The following is a 20,438-nucleotide window of genomic DNA, read 5'->3' on the forward strand; positions in this document are numbered from 1 at the left end:
TTTTCAAGTGGTCACTGTGACCAGACCACCTATATTGCGGCTAAGCACATTTCTGCAAATCCAAACGACAGGAGCTGAATAATGATTTCAACAGGAGATACCCTGCCCGAAGCAACGCTGATTCAGATGGGCGCGAACGGGCCGGAAGAGGTGCGGATTTCAGACAAGACCAAAGGCCGCAAGGTGGTGATCTTTGCCGTGCCGGGGGCTTATACCGGCACCTGCACGACCGCCCATGTGCCCAGTTTCATCCGCACGAAGAAACAGTTTGACGCCAAGGGCGTGGACGAGATCCTGTGCCTTTCGGTCAATGATCCGTTTGTGATGCAGGCGTGGGGGCAATCCACGGGCGCGACCGAGGCGGGGCTGACCATGGTGTCGGACGCAGCGGCAGAGTTCACCAAGGCCATCGGCATGGATTTCGACGCGCCGCCCGTGGGGCTTTTCGCGCGGTCCAAGCGGTATGCAATGCTGGTCGAGGATGGCACGGTCACGGTGCTAAATATGGAAGAAAACCCCGGCGCCTGCGAGATTTCCGCCGGTGAAGGCCTGTTGGATGTGATCTGATTTTGATCGGCCCCGGTCCGACCGGGGCCTTTCGCCGCCAAATTAACTTGTAGCACCGCCCCAGAGCGCGAATACTTGGCGTATTCACACGGGGAGTTTTTTCATGAAACTTAACGCGTTCTACATAGTACTGTCCGGCGCGGCCCTTTTGGCGGCCTGTGGACCGGCCCCAACTCCGCAACAGCAAGCTGCACGCCAGCACGAAATCGCCTGTCTGGGCGGAACGTTGGGCGGGGCGCTGATCGGGGGCGCAATCGGCAACCAGTTTGGTGGCGGATCAGGCAAGACGATCCTGACCGCAGCGGGCGCTGCCGCTGGCGGCATCGAAGGTCAGAGATTCGCGTGCTGAGGAGGTCGATATGAAACAGCTAAGCCTAGTGATGTTCATGGTGGCTTTGGCCGGTTCGGGTCACGCCGAAAGCGTGGCTGAACTGCACGAAAACGAGTTGAAGGCCATCGACGCCAACAATGACGGGTTCCTGTCCAAAGACGAGTTCGATGCTTTCTCGGATTACGCCTTTCAGACGATGGACGAAGACAGGAACGGCACTTTGGGTCAGGCCGAGGCCAAACCGTTCATGGACATCAAACTGTTCCGCAGCGCTGACCGAAACGGCGACAACGTGATCTCAAGACCAGAATTTGACACCCAGATGGGCGAGGATTTCCTGTCCGCCGATCAGGATGGGAATGGTCAGCTTGATTAACAGCAGGAGTTTGGGATGAACAAATGGCTTGGGGTGACGGCGCTGGGGCTGGTTGCAGCCTGTGACGTGCCGCAGGCCCCGTTGGTGACAGGCCCGGACGGGCAGGCCCGCATACAGATCAACCTGTCTGGCCTGACCTGTTATGAAAACAAGTGTCTGGATATCAACCCGGCCGCGCGCAGCGTGCGGCAGATCGGAAACAAGACCACGGGTATTCCAAGGGCGATTGATGTCAGCGACGGCACTGTCACGCCTGTCGAGTTCCGGCAGATGGGCACTGCCGCATCGCTGGCTGGCGGTGAAGGGTCAGGCCGCAACGATCGCTAGCACAGACTGTCCATCTTGCGGGCCAGCTTAGCATCCAGCGACGACAGGCCGCCCACATCATGGGTGGACAAGACGACCTCGACCGTGCGGTAGACATTGAACCATTCGGGGTGATGGTTCCACTTCTCGGCCCAGATTGCCACCTGTGTCATCCAGCCGAAGGCGTGGACAAAATTGTCGAAAATGAAGGTCTTGGTGATCGCATCGCGGCCTTCAACCATGGTCCAACCGTTTTTGAACAGCGGATCCAGAAGCGGGCCACGGGTTTCGGTCGACAAGAGTTCGGTCATTGCTGTTCCTCCGGGTTCGATTTCCTGAACGGGCCGTAATCCGTCAGAATCTCGATCTCTTCTTCCACTGCGTGGCCTTCGGCGTCCAGATATTTCTTGACCGCATCGGCAAAACCCGGATCGCCTACCCAATGCAAGCTATGCGTGCGTGTTGGCAGGTACCCTCGCGCCAGCTTGTGTTCGCCCTGTGCACCTGCCTCGACCCGGGTCAGCCCGTGGGCAATGGCAAAGTCGATTGCCCTATAATAGCACAGTTCGAAATGCAGGCAGGCATGATGTTCGATGCAACCCCAATAACGCCCAAAAAGGGTTTCACGGCCGATATAGTTCAACGCACCCGCAATGGGAAATCCATTCCGTTCGGCCAGCACAAGGGCCATGTCATCTGCCATCGTATCCTGTGCAATATCAAAGAACCGCCGCGTCAGGTAGGGTGAGCCCCATTTGCGCGATCCGGTGTCCTGGTAGAACCGCCAGAACGCGTCCCAATGTTCGGGGCGCAGCTGGTCACCGGTCAGAGTGCGGATCTCACCACCAAAACCACAGGCCTGCGCACGTTCTTTCCGGATAGTCTTGCGCTTGCGCGACGACAGCGCGCTCAGAAAGCCGTCGAAATCCGAATAGTTATCGTTCAGCCAGTGAAACTGCTGCGATCGGCGCAGCATCAGACCCATCTGTTCGCCAGCCAATGCTTCATCCTCGGTACAGAAGGTCGCGTGAAGGGACGAAACCCGGTTGTCAGCCGCAAGCTGCACCGCCCCCTGAACCAGCGCCGACATACCGATCCGTTCATAGCCCGGACGCACCAGAAACCGCCGCCCGGTTGCCGGGGTGAACGGCACCGCGATTTGCAGTTTGGGGTAATACCGCCCGCCCGCATTTTCATAGGCATGGGCCCAGCTGTGATCGAAGATGTATTCGCCCTGGCTGTGCGACTTGGCATACATCGGGGCCGCCGCGATCAGCATCCCGTCAAGATAGGCGGTCAGGTATTGCGGCTGCCAGCCGGTGCCACGCCCGACCGAGCCGCTGTCTTCCAGCGCCAGCAAAAAGCGATGTGTGGTAAAGGGATCAAGCGGCCGCCCGCCATCGGCAGCTTCGGGGCAGGCGCAGGCATCCCACTCTGCCGCTGAAATCTGCGACAGAGCGCCCAGTACCTGAACCTCGATCTGTGCCTGATCCATATGTCCTCCGCGCCTGTCCTTTATCTGTGACCGCACGGAGGGGGTTCAAGTCGAATGCGCAGCCAAATAGCCTTCGAAGGTCACATTGTCGGCAACCTTGCGGGCTTCTGCCTCTTGTTCGGGCGACCGGATTGTCCAACACAGGATCGGCACGCCCCGCGCCTTGAGTTCCGCCACGCGGGGGCGCGACAGGTCCGCGGCTTCGTGGCTGATGAAACTGGCGCCGACACGGTCGAAATCCGGGATATCGCGCAAGTGATCGCAGACGCTTTGCGGCAAAAGCTCGACACTGGGCTCATACGCGCAGGTCGTGATCCCGCGCGGCAGATGCGGGGCCAGCCGCGCCAGTTCAGCGACCGCGTTGGGATTGAAGGACATCAGGGCCACCGGGCCTTTGTAGCCCTGCAACGCGCGCGCGGTGTCGCGTTCAAGCGCGCCCACCTTCGTGCCCATCGCCCCGTCCTGATCCTTTAATTCGATCAGCAACGGCACCCGGCCCGCGACAATTTCCAGCACATCATCCAGTGTCGGAATGCCGTCATCCCCATGCAGAAGCGGCGTGCCAGAGGCGGCCAGTGCCGTGACCTGCTGAATGGGCCCCGACTGCCCGGTCAGACGGGTCATGTCATAATCGTGAAAGACCATTGCCTGGTCGTCCGATGTCAGTTGAAGATCGATCTCGATCCCGTAGCCAGCTTCAATCGCGGCACGAATGGCCGCCCGGCTGTTTTCCGGGCGGTTCTTGGTAATGTCGTGCAGCGCCCGATGCGCAATCGGGGCCTGCAAAAACACATCTGGTAGGGGCGGCGTCATTCGATTTCGAAAATGCCTTCGATCTCGACCGCGACACCCAGCGGAAGCGACGCCGCGCTGACGGCGGAACGCGAATGGCGACCGGCATCGCCCAGCACCTCGACCAGAAAATCGGACGCGCCGTTGATCACCTGCGGCTGTGCCGTGAATTCAGCGGTCGAGTTCACGAATCCGGTCAGCTTGATCACGCGGACCAGCTTTTCGATATCGCCGCCGCAAGCCGCCTTGACCTGTGCCAGCAGGTTGATCGCGCAGACACGCGCCGCCGCAGCCCCGGCTTCGACATCCAAGTCATCGCCCAGTTTTCCAGTGATCAGCTTATCAGTCTTCGAGATCTGGCCAGATACATAAAGGATGTTGCCGACACGCACAAAAGGCACATAGTTGGCCGCAGGCGCGGGCGCGTCTTCCAGCGTTACACCGAGGCTTTCCAGTTTTGCAGCGATGCTCATTGCGAGGGTCCTTCCCTAATATCAACTCAGCGGGACGCTAACCGGGAAGCACGGATTGGGAAAGACGGAAACCGGCAAATTTCGGCCTTCCTGCGATCTGAGCGTATCTTTACTGAAAACTCACTGTTGATCGACGGTCACTTTACCCCACCGTGATGAACAGGTTACACGCAAGGTGTTTCATTTAAGACCTGAAACGACTATGTGACTGCAACTTGTGCCACCCCGGCACGTGGATTTTGGTGGATTATTGATTGAATGTCCGGCGGGCGCATGTGCCGGGCCATTTAGGAGAAACAAAGATCGTGTCGAGCAGATTTCGCCTGAAACACCTTGTTTTACTGTCGGTCATGGCCCTTGTGTCCGCTTGCGCAACAACGCCGCCAGAGGGTGCCTTGCGCAGCGACGTGTTTGATCCGTACGAAAATGCGAACCGGGGAATTCACAAGTTTAATCTGGGTGTTGACCGGTTCCTGTTCCGGCCGGCCTCGAAAGGGTATGTCAAAATCGTTCCTGACCCGATGGTCACCAGTTTCAGCACTTTTGCCGAAAACATCTCGCTGCCCGGTCAGGCAGTTGACTACCTGCTTCAGGGCAATCCAAAACAGATGGGCAATGCTCTGCTGCGCTTTGTGATCAACATGACCGTCGGCGGCTTTGGCTTGTCCTCGCCCGCTAATGAGCTGAACCTGCCACCCGTTGACACTGATTTCGGTGAGACCCTGCATGTCTGGGGGGTTGGCGAAGGCGCTTATGTCGAGCTACCGTTCTATGGCCCGTCGACCCAAAGGGATGCGATCGGGGTTGTGGTCAACCTGTTCTCGAATCCGATCAATTTCAGCCCGACCCGCCCCGCCGACAATCTTGGCGTCTACGCCGAAATTGTGCGGCGCATGGGGGATCGGGGTCGGTTCTCGGATACTGTCGATTCCATTCTTTACGAAAGTGCCGACAGCTATGCGCAGGCTCGCCTGATCTATCTGCAAAACCGCCGCTTCGAACTGGCAAGAGATGACGAAGACGCCTATCTGGACTTGTATTCTGACCCCTATGCCGAAACCGGGACGGACCCGGTCAGGGACCCCTATCTTGACCCCTATGAGGACCCCTATGCTGAATAACGCGTTGAACCGTCGCCATTTTATCGCAGCCGGGCTTGCGCTGGCAGTGCTGCCCGTACCTGCCTTTGCCCAGACCGAGGCCGCCGCCAAGGCGCTTGTGACCAACGTGGTTTCCGACATCAACCGGGTGATCGAGTCGGGTAAATCCGAAAAAGCGATGCTGCGCGATTTCGAAAAGATCTTTGTTCAATATGCTGATGTGCCGATCATGGCGCGCTATGCGTTGGGTGCGGACGCCCGCACAGCCAGCCCGACCCAGCTGAAACAGTTCACCGCTGCATTTCAGGGCTATATCTCGCGTAAATACGGTCGCCGTTTTCGTGAATTTATCGGCGGTGAGGTCGATGTTCGCAATGCCCGCAAGATCAAAGCCGGGTACGAGGTTCGCACGTTGGTCAAGCTGCGCGGATCAGCCCCGTTCGACGTAACGTTCCTTGTTTCCGACAAATCAGGTCGGGACAAGTTCTACAACATGTTCATCGAAGGCGTGAATCTGTTGCTGACCGAGCGAACCGAAATCGGCGCGATGCTGGACGCCCGCAAAGGCAATCTGAATCAACTGATCACGGACCTGAAAAAGACGGGTTAAGCCGTTTCCGGCACAAAAGTGTGCCGGACAGCTCGTGTTTTTGGAAGTTCAAGAGGGTCGGGTCTGCCTGACCCTTTCTCGTGATGCGCGTGCCTGACAGATTTACGGCATGTAGCTGCGAACCAACGCGCCTGCGATCAAAGCCCACCCGTCAGCGATTACGAAAAACGCCAGCTTGAACGGCAAAGACACGATGGCAGGTGGCACCATCATCATGCCCATCGACATCAATACCGCTGCAACCACAAGATCAATGATCAGAAAGGGCAGGAAGATCAGGAACCCGATCTGAAAGGCGCGCGCGATCTCGGACAGCATGAAAGAGGGCATCAATACCGATAGTGGGGCCTGGGCTGACAGCTCGATCGCGTCACCGCCGGGGCGCAGGGCCGCCATTGCATAAAACGTATCTGAATCCAGCCGGTTCGCCATGAAGGTACGAAACGGCTCTAACGCGCGTTCCAGCGCGGGCTCGACCGCCATGGTTTCTTCCATCATCGGGCGTATTCCCGCGGTCCAGGCCTCGGTGAACACCGGGTCCATGATGAAATAGGTCAGAAACAGCGCAAGACTGACCAAAAGCATATTCGGCGGTGATTGCTGAAGGCCAACACCCTGCCGCAGGATCGACAGCACGGTGATCAGAAACGGGAAGCAGGTGATCATGATCGCCAGACCCGGAGCAACGCTGAGCACCGTGATCAACAGGATCAGCTGGATGGTGCGGGCCGAGATCGAACCGCCTTCGCCCAGCGACAGGGTCACATCCTGAGCCGCCGCCATCGACGGCAGGGACACCACTACAGCCAGACCCAGCCAGATCACATAGCGCATCAGCCGATTCCGTTTTGCAGATCCGCAATCTCGGTCAGGCGCACGGCCAGCTGCCCCGCCTGATCGCCCTCCATCTCCTCAAGCACCCCGCGCGCCACCAGCTGATCCCCGACATACAGGTCGACCGGGTCTTCGATCCGCTTGTCCAGAGTCAGAACCGCGTTTTCACCCATGTTCAGCAAATCCCGGATCAACGGGCGGGCGCGACCTACCGAAACGGTCACTTCAATCGGAACAGTTTCGAAAGGATTGGGTTTTTCGGTTTTCGGGAACTGGGTGTCATTCATTGGACAAAGCCTTTCTTGCCTCAAAGACGTATGCGTCAAATGCCTGTGCAATGGTGGACAGCAGGGTCGCGCAATCAATCTCGCGCCGGCTTGTGCCGACCTGCAATCGCGCCTGTCCGGGGGCCAGGCCAGGGTCTTCGATGACGCGCGGTGCGGAGTGCAGGGTCTGCGGCAGCAGGGATTGCACCGCTTGCGCGCACCCTTCCGGCACCATGATCTGCATCGGTTGTTCGATTTCCGTGCGCGCCATTTCGCAAAGCTGTTCGACGATCCGGGCGGCCAACCCGCGTTCGACCATGTCAGGCAATACGGTCTGAACCAGGCTTTCGAACATCGGTTCCAGAGACAATGTCATCCGGGTAAGCGCCTCGTGATAGGTGAAGGACATATCCTCGAGCGATCCCGCCAGTTCGGCCGAAACGCGGTCGCGGTTCTGTTCCTGCGCCTGCGCGGCGTCTTCCCAACCGGCGCCGTACCCGTTTTCGAACGCGGCAAGGCGTTGTTCCTCCAGCGTTTCCTCGTCCAGGTAAAGAACGGCTTCGGCGCTGGTCCGAGTGGTGAAATCCTCAAGCAGATGAGCGATGGACATCACACGCGCTCCTCACCTTCTTCAAGCCAGCTGCGCAGGATCTCGACCGTTTCTTCCTGCTTGTCGCCGATCATTGCGCGCAACCGATCAACCGGATCCCCGATGGCACTGACCCCAAGCACGGGAACGGCCCCTTGTTGGGGCAGCGGCGTGAACTCTGCCGTTCCGTCCGCCGCGATTTCACCGGTCAGGACCGACGGGGCCGGTGCCCCTCCCTCCGCGGCCGGCAACAGCGCCGGGACCATCGCGGGTTTCATCAGGATTGGACGGATCACGAACAACGCCAGCACCAGTGACACCAGCGCCAGCGCTGCCATCTGAATCAGTGACATGGCGTCCAGATGGAAGTTTTGCCAAAGCGAAGAGGAAACCAGCGTGCCTTGCGGCGTGACCACTGGTAAATCCAATGATTTCAGCGTGATGAGGTCCCCGCGCGCGGCGTCAAATCCCACAGCCGAGGCCACCAGTTCCTCAAGTGCGTCGAGTTCTGTTTGCGGCAGCGGCGTGAAGGATTCAGCGCCCGAAGCATCCAGCGCCCGCGTTCCGTTGACCAGAACGGCAACCGTCAGGCGTTTGATCGCACCGGGGGCGGTGTGCACTTCCAGCTCGGTTTCGGAAACCTCGTAATTCACCCGCTCACGTGTCTGGGTCGCGGTCGAATTCGATTCGTCCCCCCCCGCACCATCGCCGTCGGGCAGGTTTGAGGCCACCGTGACATCGGCTGACTGGTTGCGCGCGCTGTCGGAGCGTTCCTCGACATCCGTGCTGATAGCCACCCTGCCCTTGGGGTCAAAGCGCCGCTCACGCAGGGATTCTGTCCTGGTTTCAGTATCGACGCTGACCTCGACCACGGCATTCCCCGTGCCAACTCGCGCTTCGACCAGACGCAGAACCCGTTCCCGCAGCTGCCGCGCCTTGTCATCTGCCGTGTCGGCGGCCACGGCGGTGTCCTGCCCACCAATCACGGACCCGTTCGAATCGATCACAGTCACACTCTCGGGTGTCAGCCCGCTGACGGCAGAGGCGACAAGAAACCGGATGGCCTTGGCCTGATCGCCTGTGATATCGCCCCCCGAGGGCACCAGATAGACCGAAGCCGTCGGTGCGACGCTGCGCTGAAACGGATTGGCAGAGCCGTTGGCGATATGAACGCGGGCCTGGCTGACATGCGGGCTGCCCACGATCGTGCGCGCCAGTTCCCCCTCTTTCGCGCGCCAGTAGGCAGCATCGAACATTTGGGATGTGGTGCCGAAGCCGTTCAGCGAATCCAGCAGTTCATAGCCCTTGTTGCCGTTGGCCGGCAGTCCTTCGCTGGCCAAAGTCATCCGCAGCTCGTCCCGTTGTGCGCCAGAGACGTAAATTGATCCGCCCCGAATCTCGTAGGTCACGCCACGCTGATCCAGCGCACGCACGATGTCCCCGGCGGCACTGCTTTCCAGACCCGCGTAAAGCAGGGTCATCGACGGTGCCGTCGCAAGGCGCGACATCCCGAGGATCCCCAGAAACACCAGCACAACAGCACCGGCAACGACGATTTGTTTACGCCTGTCCAAACTTGCCCAGACAGTTCCGATCTGCTGCACGCTCACCTCCGACTCGCCGACATTCTGCCCGGCGCGTCCTCTGTTTGGACGATTGCCCTTAACAATCGGTTAGTCCCTGCAAGGTTATGACTGGGCGGATCACAGGAATGAGGATGTCATGACCGACGCAACGGCTGAACAGGCGGAAACCCCGGAAAAGAAGGGAAAAAAAGGGATCATCGTCGGGGTGATTCTGGCCATCTCCGGTGCCGTCGGTGGGTATTTCCTGACCTCGTCCGGGCTGCTGCCGCTGGGGAACAAGGCCGAGAAGGCGGAAAGCCATGACGTGGACAAGGATGAACCGGCCAAGGCATTGGCGGATGTTGCCTTTCTCGATTTGCTGCCGGTGATCGTTTCGGTGAGTTCCGGCGGCGCGCGGCATCTGAAGTTTCACGCACAGCTTGAAGTTAACGCCCCGTACATGACTGACGTGGAAAAAATGCGACCGCGAATCATGGATGTCCTGAACGGGTATCTGCGGGCCGTCGAATTGAAGGATCTTGAGGATTCACTGGCGTTGACGCGTATCCGGGGCCACCTGCTGCGCCGCATCGAGATTGTCGTTGGCGAAGGTCGCGTGCGCGACGTGCTGGTGATGGAATTTGTTCTGAACTAGGAGGCGAAATTGGAGCTGATTGCGGATATTTTGCTGGTCGCCGGCGCCATGGGTGCGGGTCTGTATTGTCTTGTTCTGTCGCGCCGTCTCAAGCGTTTTGCCGATCTTGAAAAGGGCGTCGGCGGCGCGGTGGCGGTGCTGTCGACCCAGGCGGAAGAGTTGCGGAAATCACTGGATGATGCGCGCAACGCCTCTGATCAGTCGGGCGATCAGCTTAGGGCACTGACGGGGCGCGCCGAAGCGGTGGCACAGCGGTTGGAACTCATGATGGCGTCAATGCATGACGTCGTGCCCGAGAAAGACACTGACCCCCAGCCCGAGGCAGAGGTTTCCGCGACAAACACCGCCACCGAAGTTCCGGAGAGCGTGAAGCACGAAGACAAGCCCAAGCCGCAGGCCAGCGAAGCCGCTGCGCCCGAAGAACAGGCACGACCACCTGAGGGGCTGATGTTCTTCCGGCATGACCGCAAGCAAGGCGAGGCGCAGGCATGAGCCGCGCGCGGACCAACAATCCCAACGCGCGGCCCCGCGGAGGGGTGCTTGCCGTGATCTCATTGCTGATGATCGGCTCGGCCGCGATTCGCATTGGGCTGGAAGCCGGACCCGCCTTTGCCAAACCCGCCAAACCTGAGGCGGAACACGATGAACCCGCCCCGTCGGACACCCGTGACATGCAGGTTCTGCTGACCGAGCTTCTGCGCCGCGAAGAGCGTGTCAAACAAAAGGAAGACATGCTGCGCGAGCGGGAAAACGCTCTGGAAATCGCGGGTCAGGCTATCGAGATGCGCATGGTCGCGCTTGAGGAGGCCGAGGAGGCGTTGCGAACCACTCTGGCGCTGACGGACAGGGCGGCGGAAAACGACCTGACGCGCCTGACCGATGTCTATCAGAACATGAAGCCGAAAGACGCGGCTGCCCTGTTCGAAACCATGGACCCGACCTTTGCCGCCGGGTTTCTGTCACGCATGCCACCGGATGCGGCAGCCGGGGTTCTGGCGGGGCTCAGCCCCGAAGCGGCCTATACGATCAGCGTTGTCATGGCGGGCCGAAACGCCTCGGCCCCGCAGGAATAGCCGCCCGTGTTCCCCGCGGTTGCAACACACATAGCCGGAGATCTCAGATGATTGGAATTGTTGGAATTGTCGTCATTTTCGTTATGGTCTTCGGCGGTTATCTGGCCGCTGGCGGTAAGATGGCCATCATTCTGAAATCGCTTCCGTTTGAAATGATGATGATCGGTGGTGCCGCGGTTGGTGCCTTTTTGATCAGCAACGACATCGGCGGCGTGAAACACACGATCAAGGACATGGGGAAAGTCTTTAAAGGCCCGAAGTGGAAGCCCGAAGATTACCGCGACCTGTTGTGTCTGCTGTTTTCCCTCATTCGCATTGCCCGCGCCAATCCGGTAGAGGTGGAACAGCATATCGAAGACCCCGGCAGCTCTGACCTGTTTTCGTCCTACCCCAGAATTCTAGCCGACAAAGAAGCGGTTGATCTGATTTGCGACACGATGCGGTCCGCGGCGATGAATTACGACGATCCGCATCAGGTCGAAGAGGTTCTGGAGAAGCGGATGGAGGCGAATTTCCACCATGCCCTGCATTCGAGCCACGCCTTGCAAACCGTGGCCGATGGCCTGCCCGCGCTTGGAATTGTCGCCGCCGTTCTGGGGGTAATCAAGACAATGGGGTCCATTGATCAGCCACCGGAAGTTCTGGGAAAACTGATCGGCGGCGCCCTTGTGGGTACGTTTCTGGGCGTCTTTCTGGCCTACGGACTGGTCGGTCCCTTTGCGGCCAAGCTGAAATCCGTGGTCGAGGAAGACAACCACTTCTATCAGCTGATCAAGGAAGTTCTGGTTGCAAACCTGCACAACCACAATGCCGCAATGTGCATTGAGGTGGGACGCCAGAACACACCAACGCATAACCGCCCCGGTTTCTCTGAGCTTGAGGATGCCTTGAAAGAGCTCAAACGGGCAGCGGCATGAGGCAAACCGCGATACTGGTTGCAGCGTTGATCACTCTTGCAACGGCCGCAACCTCTGAAGAGGTGATTGTGCGGTCCGGTGAACATGACGGCTACACCCGGCTGGTTTTCAACGTTCCACCGGATACGGGCTGGGTTCTGAGCCTGCGTAAGAACGGTGCCAAGCTGGCAATTGACCTGAAGGGTGTCACATTTCGGACGGGTTCGGTGTTTGCGCGGTTGACATCAGATCGGCTGGCCGCGCTGTCGCAGGCGCAACCCGGTGGCGCGCTTGAGCTGGAATTCGGGTGCGATTGCACGGCGTCGGCGTTCCTGTTTCGAAACTCGATGATCGTTCTGGACATTGCACCAGCAATAGCCCTGCCGCCCCTACTTGCAGATATCCCTCCGCCGACCCGAATAAATCGGGATGCTCTGAAACCTCAGCCTCCGGAACAAAAGCTTCCTTCCCAGCTCGACCTGCCGCTTCTGACCGGGCGGACGCAAGGGATCAGGGATCAATTGTCGACCCGTCTGGTGCAAGGGGCGGATCGTGAGCTGCTTGACCTGAATCTGGCACCTGTCGGACCGCGCCGTTCTGCCTCGTCCGAGGCCGTGACGCTGTTACCCGGATTGACATCGAACATCCGCGTGACCTCGGTTCTGGATGATCTGCAGGACATTCTGAACTCTGGTTTGCAGCAGATCGACGACAACCCGGTTTGTATCTCAACGGCTGAACTGGGGTTCACGACATGGTCCGGGACGCGCCCGTTTCCAGAGCAGGTGTCCGCCTTGCGCACCGCCCTATACAAAGAGTTCGACCGTCTTGACGCGGAAAGCGCGCTGAGCCTGGCAAAGCTCTATGCCTATCACGGCTTTGGGGCCGAGGCGCAAAAGGTTTTGCAGTTATTGAACACCCCATCGGAAGAGGCTGGATATGTTGAAGGGATTGCACGGCTGGTGGATGAGCGGCCAGCACAGGTGCCAAATCCATTCAGGGGCCAGCAACGGTGTAACGGCGACGTGGCACTTTGGGCCGTGCTGTCCGAAGGTCAGCTGGCATCCGACGCACATCTTGAAGCCATCGAACACAGCTTTGCAAAGCTGCCAGAGCATCTTCGCCGCCATCTTGGCGCGCGGCTTTCGGATATCCTGACAAACGCGCAAGAGCTTGAGGCCGCGCGCAGGATAATGCGTTCGGTCGACCGGGTTGAACAGAACCCGTCCCCGAACGCCACGCTGGCCCGGGCTGGCGTCGCCGAAGCCGAAGGCAACGGCGCCCTTGAAGAGGCCCTGCTGACCGAGGTCGCGACCTCGGCCGGGACAAAGACCGAAGCGCCTTTGGCTTTGGCCCGGCTGGTGGAAAATCGGTGGTCAGACCGCAAGACCGTGTCTTCAAGGGAACTTGAACTGGCCGCGTCTTACGCGATCGAATTCCGGCGATCCGAACTGGGCCCGATGATGAACCGCGCCCATGCGATTGCCCTGGGTCTGAGTCAGGATTTCGACAGCGCATTCGATGTGATCCAGTCTTTGCCAGACGGCCCGGACAGCAACAGCGCTTTCAACCGTCACCTGCAATTGCTGGCAGAGCGATCAGACGACCTTACCTTTTTGCGTCAGGTTACGCTGGTGCAGCAGTCGGATCGCATGGCGGCGCTGTCCACGGATACCGCGATTGCACTGGCCGAACGCTTGGCCGTGCTTGGCTTTGCCGATCAGGCCGTTGCGCTGACAAACAGGCCTGAAGATCAGGCCCGGCGATCAGAGCGCGCCCGTTTGCGCGCCCGTGCGGCGTTGTTGTCGGACCGCCCGCAACAGGCCATGCTTGAGCTGGCCAATGATACCTCGGATGAGGCGCTCGTCCTGCGGGCGCAGGCGTTGGACAAGGTGCAGGACTACGCCGCAGTGGCCGAACTCATGCAGAGCCGCGGGCAACAGGACGAGGCGAACCGATACCTATGGCTGGCCGGGTTGCCGGGGAAAAGATCGGGGCCATCTGACGGAAAATACGCAAGCCTCAACCAAACTGCGGAGGCCCTTTTGGCCCCGCCGGTTCGCGTGTCAGGCAAGCCGCTGGCTGATGCGGGAAGCCTACTGGAGGACAGTCAGGCAACGCGGCAGAGGATCGTCGAAATGCTGAACACGGTCAGGGTGGAGTGAGGTTTCCCAACCGACCGGACCAATTGCCCGGATCGATGCAGGCAGGACGGGGCGCGGTTCACGGTTCTGGCGGATCAAAAATCAGCGGTGTCAGGTCTGCATACCGCACGCTTTTGTCCGGCCAGCCAAGTATTACACGACGGATGCGGTCGGCACGTACTTCCCCAAGCACAGGGGCTGCAAACTGCATGTATTTGGCGATGACGTCGTCCCGTGTCATGGGGGCCTCGGGGCCGCCGCGGGCATGAATATCCCCGGATTTCAGAACACGGCCATCCGTTGTTGTGATCGTGACATCTGCCCAGCGCCCTTCAGGAAACCGGACGCTGTGGTGTTCGCTTTCCGCGACCGTGATGCGGGACATCAGATTGGCGACCGCGGGATCAGACAGGCCAGACCCTGAGATATGTTCAACGCCGATGCGCCCGTAAACGGCCTGAACTGCCACAGCAAATGGCAGGGAATACTGCGCTTGCGAAGTTGTTTCGGGCAGCCCCGCAAAAAGACAGGCCGCCTGATGAAAGCTGTTGATATGCACTGTTTCGATCTGCGCGCTGGTCAGGTCATGCGCGATCATGACAGCGCGCACGCCATCAATCGCGGCATGGGCCCAGCGACAGATCGGATAGGGTTTTACATATTGATGTTCGACCTGCCAGAAGGTGCCCAGATCATCCCAGTAGGGTTTGACCTCTTCCGCCTCGATGGTGATGGCGGGCGCGCCAGTAAAGCCGCGTTCAGCCAGAACAGCGGCGGAAAGCCCCACCATCGCGCCCCAGCCCGACCCGTCATGCAGCATTGTCGGGTTGGCAATCTCGCGCATCATCTGGCTGCGTGGCCCGTGATATTCGGCGATCCCCATCGCCTGCCGCATCTGGTCGGCAGACAATCCGCGCAGGCGCGCCGCCATCGCGACCACGCCCAGCGCGTTCCAGGCACCGGATGTGTGGTAGTCGCTGACACTGGCGTGCAGTGACAGGCCCGCGCGCCCGGCCACCTCGTACCCGGTGACGACCGCTGCCAAAGCCTCGGGTCCTGTCAGGTTCGGGCAATGTTCGGCCAGTGCGGACAGCGCTGGCAACACGACCACCCCGATATGGCCCTTGGTGGGGTTATATCCGTCGTGACCATCCAGATTGTCGGTTTGCGTAGCGGCGGCATAGGCAGCACCTGCCATGCTGACGGTACGACCATCGAACAGCATCCGTGCGCCATAAGCAGGATCGGAGCTGGCATAAAGCAACGCTGCCGTGTCCCGAGCGATCACACCTGCCTGCATCGGGCCGGATGCGATCAGGATCCCCATCGTGTCGAGCATCATCAGCGCCGCGGCCTCTAGTGCGCTTTCGGGCATGTCCGAGGCCGCGCGGGTCAGCGTGAAATCGGCAACCCTGGAAAATGTATTTGTCTGCGGGTTATGCGTCATGAGAGCTCTCCTGTCGGGCGGGGCCGGTACAGGAAAGTCAGCCACAGGTAAGGGCGGGCTTGTACTCTGTTCCCGACGCCAAATGTCGGGAACAGAGGAAAACGTATGAAGAAGAGACCCTAGTAAGGGGCTTCGACGCCGTTCATGGACACGTAGACTGTTTTCATTTCCGAAAAATGGTTGATCGCCAGCTTCGAATTCTCGCGTCCGACACCGGACATTTTCGATCCCCCGAACGGGGCCTCGACCGGGGCAAGGTTATAGGTGTTGATATAACAGGTCCCCGCCTCGAACCCGGCCACAACACGGTGCGCGCGGGTCAGGTCATTGGTGAAGACGCCTGCGGCCAGACCAAATTCGGTGTCATTGGCACGGGCCATGACCTCGGATTCCGTGTCGAAATCCAGCACCGACATGACGGGGCCAAAGATTTCCTCGCGCGCGATGGTCATGTCATCGTTCACATCCGCAAAAACGGTTGGTTGCATGTAGAAACCGTCGCCTTCGATCCGGTTGCCGCCGAACACCAGCCTTGCGCCCTCGGCCCTGGCTTTGTCGACATAGCTCAGCGCGATGTTCAACTGGTTTTCGCTGACCATCGGACCAAAGCTGACGTCCTCGTCCATCGGATCGCCGATTTTGGCGTTGGCCAGACGTTCGGACAGGCGTTTCAGGAAGGCATCCTTGATCCCTTTTTGCACAAAGACGCGGGTACCGTTGGAGCAGACCTGGCCCGATGAATAGAAGTTGCCAAGGATCGCGCCGGACACCGCGTTTTCGATGTCGGCATCGTCAAAGACGATCATCGGAGATTTGCCGCCTAGCTCCATGGTGACGTGCTTCATGCCGTCAGCTGCCGCGGCATAGACCTTGCGGCCTGTCGGCACCGATCCGGTCAGCGAGACCTTGGCTACACGCGGATCGGTGACCAGTGCGGCCCCCACGTCGCCATAGCCCTGAATCACGTTGTAGACACCCTTGGGTGCACCTGCCTCGACCAGAATTTCGGCCACTTTCAATGCCGAAAGGGGCGTGGTTTCCGAAGGCTTGAAGACCATTGTGTTGCCGCAGGCCAGCGCCGGGGCACCTTTCCAGCAGGCAATCTGCGTGGGATAGTTCCACGCCCCGATGCCCACGCAAACGCCCAGCGCCTGACGGATGGTGTAGACGAAATCGCCACCGCCCAGCGGAATATGCTCGCCGGTCAGAGAGGCGGCCAACCCGCCGAAATATTCCAGCGCATCTGCACCCGATGTGGCATCTGCCACCGTGGTTTCCTGAATCGGTTTGCCGGTGTCATGGGTTTCCAGAACCGACAGGTCGTAGTTGCGGTCGCGCATAATGTCGGCCGCGCGGCGCAGAATGCGGCCGCGTTCTGTTCCGGTCAGTGCGGCCCAAGCTGCCTGAGCGGTTTTCGCGCTGTTCAGAGCCTTTTCTACAATCGCCGGTGTCGCCGAATGCAGACGGGCAATCACCTCGCCGGTAGCGGGGTAGATCACGACAATGGCCGCGCCATCGGTATCCTCGACATAGGTGCCGTCGATGAAATGGCTGGCCTTGGGCTGAAACTTCATACCGTGTCCTTTTCGCTCGACCCCGTCCGGGCGGGGCATTTGGTCATTTTGAATCGGCCCTAATGGTTATTGACTGGCCAGTCAATAAAATCATCCAAGCGGCAAGGTCACGCCTGCCACCGCGCACAAATCTTGAAATTCTTTGGTTAATGTTCTATATATGTTCCACACAGTCAGAGGACAAACCGATGACCCAGCACATGCGCCACGCGGCCCTGAACGGGCCAAACAATGACTACCACCTGCTTCCGGTAACAGACCGGCAGATGCGATATGCGCGCGCCATTGCCGAGAAATCAGCGCTTGAGATCCCGGTCGAAGTTCAACGTGACAGGCGATTGTTGTCCGACTGGATTTCGGCCCACAAATCATGTGGCACCTCGCAATTCGACAATTACCCGACGGGCAAGCAGGTGGCGTTCGCTGAACGGATTTCACGCAGCAAGCGTCGCCCGATCCCGTCCGAGTGTTTTCGAGACAAGAAAATGATGTCCCGCTGGATTGACCACAACAGATAACCCTTATTTAGGGTCTTCTGGCGCATGATTGCGGGTATATAGCGCAACCGCAGCCGCAACAAACATTCCCAGCAGAATGTAACCGGTCACAGCCTCGGACACGGCAAGCCCGCGGCACAGGCCGGTCGGGGACATGTCGCCATACCCGACCGTGGTGAAGGTGACATATGAGAAATACAGGACATCCCCCGGACCCTGCGCCCCGACCACACAATTATCGTTGTACCCAAAAGCTCCGTAGACGGCGGCGAACAGGAACGGGACGACCTGGATGAATGACACACCCATCAGGAACAAAAGCCGTCGCGGCGATGTAACCTGGGTCATGTAATACCAGGATTGCGACACCAGCCAGATCAGCAGGCCAACCGACGCGATTGTTCCGATCATGTCACCCGCAGCGGTTTCGTTAAGACGCGATAGCCCGAACCAGGCAAGAAAACTTGTCAGAACCAGCCCCAATGCAGCAATCAGGGTCGATTTCCATTCTTCCAGAGTTGTGGGTTTGCGGTGCATGAACGCCCTCTCAGCCTAGTCTGACGGTGATCATCCGACCTAAAGCAAGGGCCTGCAACCCGCTTTCAGTCCTGCCGCAAATGCGGCTCGCCCCGCTTGCGCGCAAGCACTATCTGCTTTTGCCGTTCACGAAAGCGCATCTTGTCAGCCTCGGAGGTCTGGTCGATGCATTGGTGACAGGACACGCCATGTTCATATTCGGGGCGTTTCATATCCTCGGGCAGGATCGGGCGACGGCAGCCATGGCACAGCTTGTGCGGCCCTTCAACAAGGCCGTGGCCAACCGAGACGCGGTTGTCGAACACAAAGCAGTCACCCTGCCACGAGCTGTCTTCGAATGGCATCTCTTCAAGATAGCGCAGGATACCACCTTTGAGGTGATAGACATCCTCGACCCCCTGCCCCAGCAGGTAATTGGTGGACTTCTCGCACCGGATACCGCCGGTGCAGAACATGGCAACGCGCTTGTTGTGAAAGCGATCTTTGTTCGCCTCCCACCAGGCCGGAAATTCGCGGAAACTGGCTGTTTCAGGGTCTATTGCGCCTTCAAACGTGCCGATCGCCACTTCGTAGTCATTGCGGGTGTCGATCACCACGACATCGTCCGAACGGATCAGATCGTTCCAGTCCTGCGGATCGACATAGTTGCCGACACGGGCGCGCGGATCGACATCCGGCTGACCCATGGTCACAATCTCTTTCTTCAGCCGCACTTTCATCTTGCCGAAAGGCGGATGGTCCGAGGACGCCTCTTTCCACTCCAGATCCGAGCAACCGGGCAGAGCCCGGATATGCGCAAGAACCGCATCGATCCCGGCGCGTGGGCCTGCGATGGTGCCATTGATGCCTTCTTGCGCCAGCAACAGCGTTCCCGTGACGGACTGCGCGCGGCACAGATCAAGCAACGGTTCGCGCAGCGCGACAGGGTCCGGGAATCGGGTAAAGTGATAGAGGGCAGCGATCGTGTACATATGCGCGATCTACCCTCGCAAACCCGGAGTCGCAAGGGATTGCATTGACGCCCCGCGCCCAGCCCCCTACCGATAAGGCAGTTATACGGAGGCCGCCATGACCCATGCCCTGCTTGTCATTGATGTCCAGAACGACTTTTGCCCCGGCGGTGCCTTGGCAGTGGCCGGAGGAGATGAAATCGTCGCGCCGATCAACGCCATGATGGAGGAGTTTGACGCCGTGATCCTGACGCAGGACTGGCATCCGGCGGGGCATTCTTCGTTCGCCAGCTCGCACAATGGCAAAAGCCCGTTGGAGTTGATCGACATGCCCTATGGCCCGCAGGTGCTGTGGCCGGACCATTGCGTTCAGGGCTCAAAAGGTGCCGCGTTTCACCCCGAGTTGCGCACCGATGGCGATTTGATCCTGCGCAAGGGGTTTCGCAGTGGCATCGACAGCTACTCGGCGTTTTTCGAAAACGACCATCAGACGCCAACAGGCCTGAAAGGCTATCTTGAAACCCGAGGCATCACCCGTTTGACACTGGTTGGATTGGCGACCGATTTCTGCGTTCACTATTCGGCTGTAGACGCTGCCCGGTTGGGATTTGATGTCACAGTCCGTATGGATGCCTGCCGCGCGATTGACATGGACGGATCGCTGGCTGCCGCACAACAGGCCATGCGCGATGCCGGTGTTACGCTGGCCTAAGGTGTCGCCCCGGCAGCGGCCAGCAGCTTGATCGTCACAAACAGAATAACGGCCAGCCCGAACGCCAGCCCGATACGCCCCGAAATAGAACGCCGACGTGCCGAAACGGGCTGCTGTGGCGGTGGCGGCGGTTTGCGCACCTGACGCGTACGCACGATCCCGGCCATGGGCTGTGCCATCCGTATGTAATGCAGAAAGTCCCACAGGTTGAACTCGCCGCAATACTCCCCCTGAACGCCGCGCGATTTTATGTTCTCAAACAGAGAACGCAGAATCCTGACCCGGTCCACCTGATCTTCGGCCGGAAACACACCGGGCACGATGCCGCTGTTCCGCGACTCGAGGCTGAACCCCGCATCCAGGAAAATCTTGCGGATTTTCGGCGATGTTCCCCGTAGCGCATCGGCTGTTCTGATGTCGCGAAACACCGCACACACCTGGCGTTCCACATCAGAGGCTGACCCCAGCTTTTCGGGGTCGAAATCGTTCAGTGCTACATTAACAATGTCAAAATCGTACTCGAGACCCATTCACAAACTCAGTTTCGTCTTACCATCCCCTTTTCTCACTAACCGGCGAAGACACTGCACAATAAGCCCGTAATGTGACGTCATGCTGGCATTGTCACCAAATCAGCGACTCTTGCCAT

26 protein-coding genes are annotated in these 20,438 nt (G+C 59.3%); 13 read left to right on the forward strand and 13 right to left on the reverse strand.

Annotation, left to right across the window (positions count from 1 at the left end; genetic code table 11):
• Positions 1 to 81: 81 nt before the first annotated feature.
• The 4 genes from ACR0NZ_RS07760 (at position 82) to ACR0NZ_RS07775 (ending at position 1,601) form a co-directional block, all read left to right on the forward strand.
• Positions 82 to 567 carry a redoxin family protein gene (locus tag ACR0NZ_RS07760; protein WP_480474293.1) on the forward strand — a complete coding sequence of 162 codons (486 nt, stop codon included), beginning with the start codon at positions 82 to 84 and terminating at the stop codon, positions 565 to 567.
• Between the two features lie 103 nt (positions 568 to 670).
• Positions 671 to 916: a glycine zipper 2TM domain-containing protein gene (locus tag ACR0NZ_RS07765; RefSeq protein ID WP_480518023.1), complete on the forward strand. Its 246-nt coding sequence runs from the start codon at positions 671 to 673 to the stop codon at positions 914 to 916.
• Positions 917 to 926: 10 nt separating this feature from the next.
• Positions 927 to 1,274 carry an EF-hand domain-containing protein gene (locus ACR0NZ_RS07770; RefSeq protein WP_480518025.1) on the forward strand — a complete coding sequence of 116 codons (348 nt, stop codon included), beginning with the start codon at positions 927 to 929 and terminating at the stop codon, positions 1,272 to 1,274.
• A 15-nt stretch (positions 1,275 to 1,289) separates the two neighbouring features.
• Complete coding sequence (locus tag ACR0NZ_RS07775) at positions 1,290 to 1,601, forward strand: hypothetical protein (RefSeq protein WP_480518027.1); 312 nt, start codon at positions 1,290 to 1,292, stop codon at positions 1,599 to 1,601.
• On the opposite strand, the gene ACR0NZ_RS07780 is transcribed toward ACR0NZ_RS07775, so the two are convergent.
• From ACR0NZ_RS07780 to ACR0NZ_RS07795, 4 genes are read right to left on the reverse strand one after another with little or no spacing between them, the layout of a single operon-like run.
• On the reverse strand, positions 1,598 to 1,891 hold the full coding sequence (locus tag ACR0NZ_RS07780; RefSeq protein WP_209505128.1) for a 4a-hydroxytetrahydrobiopterin dehydratase: 294 nt from the start codon (positions 1,889 to 1,891) through the stop codon (positions 1,598 to 1,600). The genes ACR0NZ_RS07775 and ACR0NZ_RS07780 overlap by 4 nt on opposite strands.
• Positions 1,888 to 3,075, reverse strand: a complete 1,188-nt coding sequence (locus ACR0NZ_RS07785) for a GNAT family N-acetyltransferase (protein WP_480518029.1) — start codon at positions 3,073 to 3,075, stop codon at positions 1,888 to 1,890. Before ACR0NZ_RS07785 ends, ACR0NZ_RS07780 begins: the two co-directional genes overlap by 4 nt.
• A gap of 45 nt (positions 3,076 to 3,120) precedes the next feature.
• Positions 3,121 to 3,888, reverse strand: coding sequence for a glycerophosphodiester phosphodiesterase family protein (locus tag ACR0NZ_RS07790; protein ID WP_480518031.1), 768 nt, complete (start codon positions 3,886 to 3,888; stop codon positions 3,121 to 3,123).
• A complete protein-coding gene (locus ACR0NZ_RS07795) occupies positions 3,885 to 4,340 on the reverse strand; it encodes a RidA family protein (RefSeq protein WP_480474299.1) in 456 nt (151 codons plus the stop codon). Before ACR0NZ_RS07795 ends, ACR0NZ_RS07790 begins: the two co-directional genes overlap by 4 nt.
• 350 nt (positions 4,341 to 4,690) lie before the next feature.
• Between ACR0NZ_RS07795 and ACR0NZ_RS07800 the strand changes: the two genes are divergently transcribed.
• Complete coding sequence (locus tag ACR0NZ_RS07800; protein WP_480518261.1) at positions 4,691 to 5,461, forward strand: MlaA family lipoprotein; 771 nt, start codon at positions 4,691 to 4,693, stop codon at positions 5,459 to 5,461.
• The gene (locus tag ACR0NZ_RS07805; RefSeq protein WP_480474300.1) at positions 5,451 to 6,050 is read left to right on the forward strand and encodes an MlaC/ttg2D family ABC transporter substrate-binding protein; all 600 of its coding nucleotides are present in this window, start codon (positions 5,451 to 5,453) and stop codon (positions 6,048 to 6,050) included. The genes ACR0NZ_RS07800 and ACR0NZ_RS07805 overlap by 11 nt, the downstream gene beginning before the upstream one ends.
• Positions 6,051 to 6,152: 102 nt before the next feature.
• On the opposite strand, the gene fliP is transcribed toward ACR0NZ_RS07805, so the two are convergent.
• Genes fliP through fliF form a run of 4 tightly spaced genes read right to left on the reverse strand, consistent with a single transcriptional unit; the run spans position 6,153 to position 9,343 of the window.
• Complete coding sequence (gene fliP / locus ACR0NZ_RS07810; protein ID WP_480474301.1) at positions 6,153 to 6,884, reverse strand: flagellar type III secretion system pore protein FliP; 732 nt, start codon at positions 6,882 to 6,884, stop codon at positions 6,153 to 6,155.
• Positions 6,884 to 7,171, reverse strand: coding sequence for a FliM/FliN family flagellar motor C-terminal domain-containing protein (locus tag ACR0NZ_RS07815; protein ID WP_267364617.1), 288 nt, complete (start codon positions 7,169 to 7,171; stop codon positions 6,884 to 6,886). Before ACR0NZ_RS07815 ends, fliP begins: the two co-directional genes overlap by 1 nt.
• Positions 7,164 to 7,760, reverse strand: a complete 597-nt coding sequence (locus tag ACR0NZ_RS07820; protein ID WP_480518033.1) for a FliH/SctL family protein — start codon at positions 7,758 to 7,760, stop codon at positions 7,164 to 7,166. Before ACR0NZ_RS07820 ends, ACR0NZ_RS07815 begins: the two co-directional genes overlap by 8 nt.
• Positions 7,760 to 9,343, reverse strand: a complete 1,584-nt coding sequence (gene fliF, locus ACR0NZ_RS07825; protein WP_480518035.1) for a flagellar basal-body MS-ring/collar protein FliF — start codon at positions 9,341 to 9,343, stop codon at positions 7,760 to 7,762. The genes ACR0NZ_RS07820 and fliF overlap by 1 nt, the downstream gene beginning before the upstream one ends.
• Before the next feature lie 118 nt (positions 9,344 to 9,461).
• Between fliF and ACR0NZ_RS07830 the strand changes: the two genes are divergently transcribed.
• The 5 genes from ACR0NZ_RS07830 to ACR0NZ_RS07850 are packed head-to-tail and all read left to right on the forward strand — an operon-like array spanning position 9,462 to position 14,093.
• On the forward strand, positions 9,462 to 9,959 hold the full coding sequence (locus ACR0NZ_RS07830) for a flagellar basal body-associated FliL family protein (RefSeq protein ID WP_480518037.1): 498 nt from the start codon (positions 9,462 to 9,464) through the stop codon (positions 9,957 to 9,959).
• A gap of 9 nt (positions 9,960 to 9,968) precedes the next feature.
• Positions 9,969 to 10,451, forward strand: a complete 483-nt coding sequence (locus ACR0NZ_RS07835) for a hypothetical protein (protein WP_480518039.1) — start codon at positions 9,969 to 9,971, stop codon at positions 10,449 to 10,451.
• Positions 10,448 to 11,032 (forward strand): MotE family protein, encoded by a 585-nt coding sequence (locus ACR0NZ_RS07840; protein WP_480518041.1) that lies wholly within the window; start codon positions 10,448 to 10,450, stop codon positions 11,030 to 11,032. Before ACR0NZ_RS07835 ends, ACR0NZ_RS07840 begins: the two co-directional genes overlap by 4 nt.
• 47 nt (positions 11,033 to 11,079) lie before the next feature.
• On the forward strand, positions 11,080 to 11,949 hold the full coding sequence (gene motA, locus ACR0NZ_RS07845; RefSeq protein ID WP_480518043.1) for a flagellar motor stator protein MotA: 870 nt from the start codon (positions 11,080 to 11,082) through the stop codon (positions 11,947 to 11,949).
• Entirely contained in the window at positions 11,946 to 14,093 is a 2,148-nt protein-coding gene (locus tag ACR0NZ_RS07850) for a hypothetical protein (RefSeq protein ID WP_480518045.1), read from the forward strand. The genes motA and ACR0NZ_RS07850 overlap by 4 nt, the downstream gene beginning before the upstream one ends.
• A 58-nt stretch (positions 14,094 to 14,151) precedes the next feature.
• Here ACR0NZ_RS07850 and ACR0NZ_RS07855 read toward each other — a convergent pair whose 3' ends face one another.
• The gene (locus ACR0NZ_RS07855; protein WP_480518047.1) at positions 14,152 to 15,519 is read right to left on the reverse strand and encodes an MmgE/PrpD family protein; all 1,368 of its coding nucleotides are present in this window, start codon (positions 15,517 to 15,519) and stop codon (positions 14,152 to 14,154) included.
• A 119-nt stretch (positions 15,520 to 15,638) separates the two neighbouring features.
• Complete coding sequence (gene betB / locus ACR0NZ_RS07860; protein WP_480518049.1) at positions 15,639 to 17,093, reverse strand: betaine-aldehyde dehydrogenase; 1,455 nt, start codon at positions 17,091 to 17,093, stop codon at positions 15,639 to 15,641.
• A gap of 188 nt (positions 17,094 to 17,281) precedes the next feature.
• On the opposite strand from betB, the gene ACR0NZ_RS07865 reads away from it, so the two are divergent.
• Positions 17,282 to 17,611 carry a hypothetical protein gene (locus ACR0NZ_RS07865; protein ID WP_480518051.1) on the forward strand — a complete coding sequence of 110 codons (330 nt, stop codon included), beginning with the start codon at positions 17,282 to 17,284 and terminating at the stop codon, positions 17,609 to 17,611.
• 3 nt (positions 17,612 to 17,614) lie between these two features.
• Here the strand turns inward: ACR0NZ_RS07865 and ACR0NZ_RS07870 are convergent, their stop codons facing one another.
• Positions 17,615 to 18,127 carry a potassium channel family protein gene (locus ACR0NZ_RS07870; RefSeq protein ID WP_209505145.1) on the reverse strand — a complete coding sequence of 171 codons (513 nt, stop codon included), beginning with the start codon at positions 18,125 to 18,127 and terminating at the stop codon, positions 17,615 to 17,617.
• A 65-nt stretch (positions 18,128 to 18,192) separates the two neighbouring features.
• A complete protein-coding gene (gene trhO / locus ACR0NZ_RS07875; RefSeq protein ID WP_480518053.1) occupies positions 18,193 to 19,098 on the reverse strand; it encodes an oxygen-dependent tRNA uridine(34) hydroxylase TrhO in 906 nt (301 codons plus the stop codon).
• Between the two features lie 97 nt (positions 19,099 to 19,195).
• On the opposite strand from trhO, the gene pncA reads away from it, so the two are divergent.
• The gene (pncA, locus tag ACR0NZ_RS07880; RefSeq protein ID WP_480518055.1) at positions 19,196 to 19,789 is read left to right on the forward strand and encodes a bifunctional nicotinamidase/pyrazinamidase; all 594 of its coding nucleotides are present in this window, start codon (positions 19,196 to 19,198) and stop codon (positions 19,787 to 19,789) included.
• On the opposite strand, the gene ACR0NZ_RS07885 is transcribed toward pncA, so the two are convergent.
• On the reverse strand, positions 19,786 to 20,319 hold the full coding sequence (locus tag ACR0NZ_RS07885) for a hypothetical protein (protein ID WP_480518057.1): 534 nt from the start codon (positions 20,317 to 20,319) through the stop codon (positions 19,786 to 19,788). The genes pncA and ACR0NZ_RS07885 overlap by 4 nt on opposite strands.
• Positions 20,320 to 20,438: the final 119 nt, after the last annotated feature.

The organism is Ruegeria sp. AE3, from assembly GCF_056542225.1.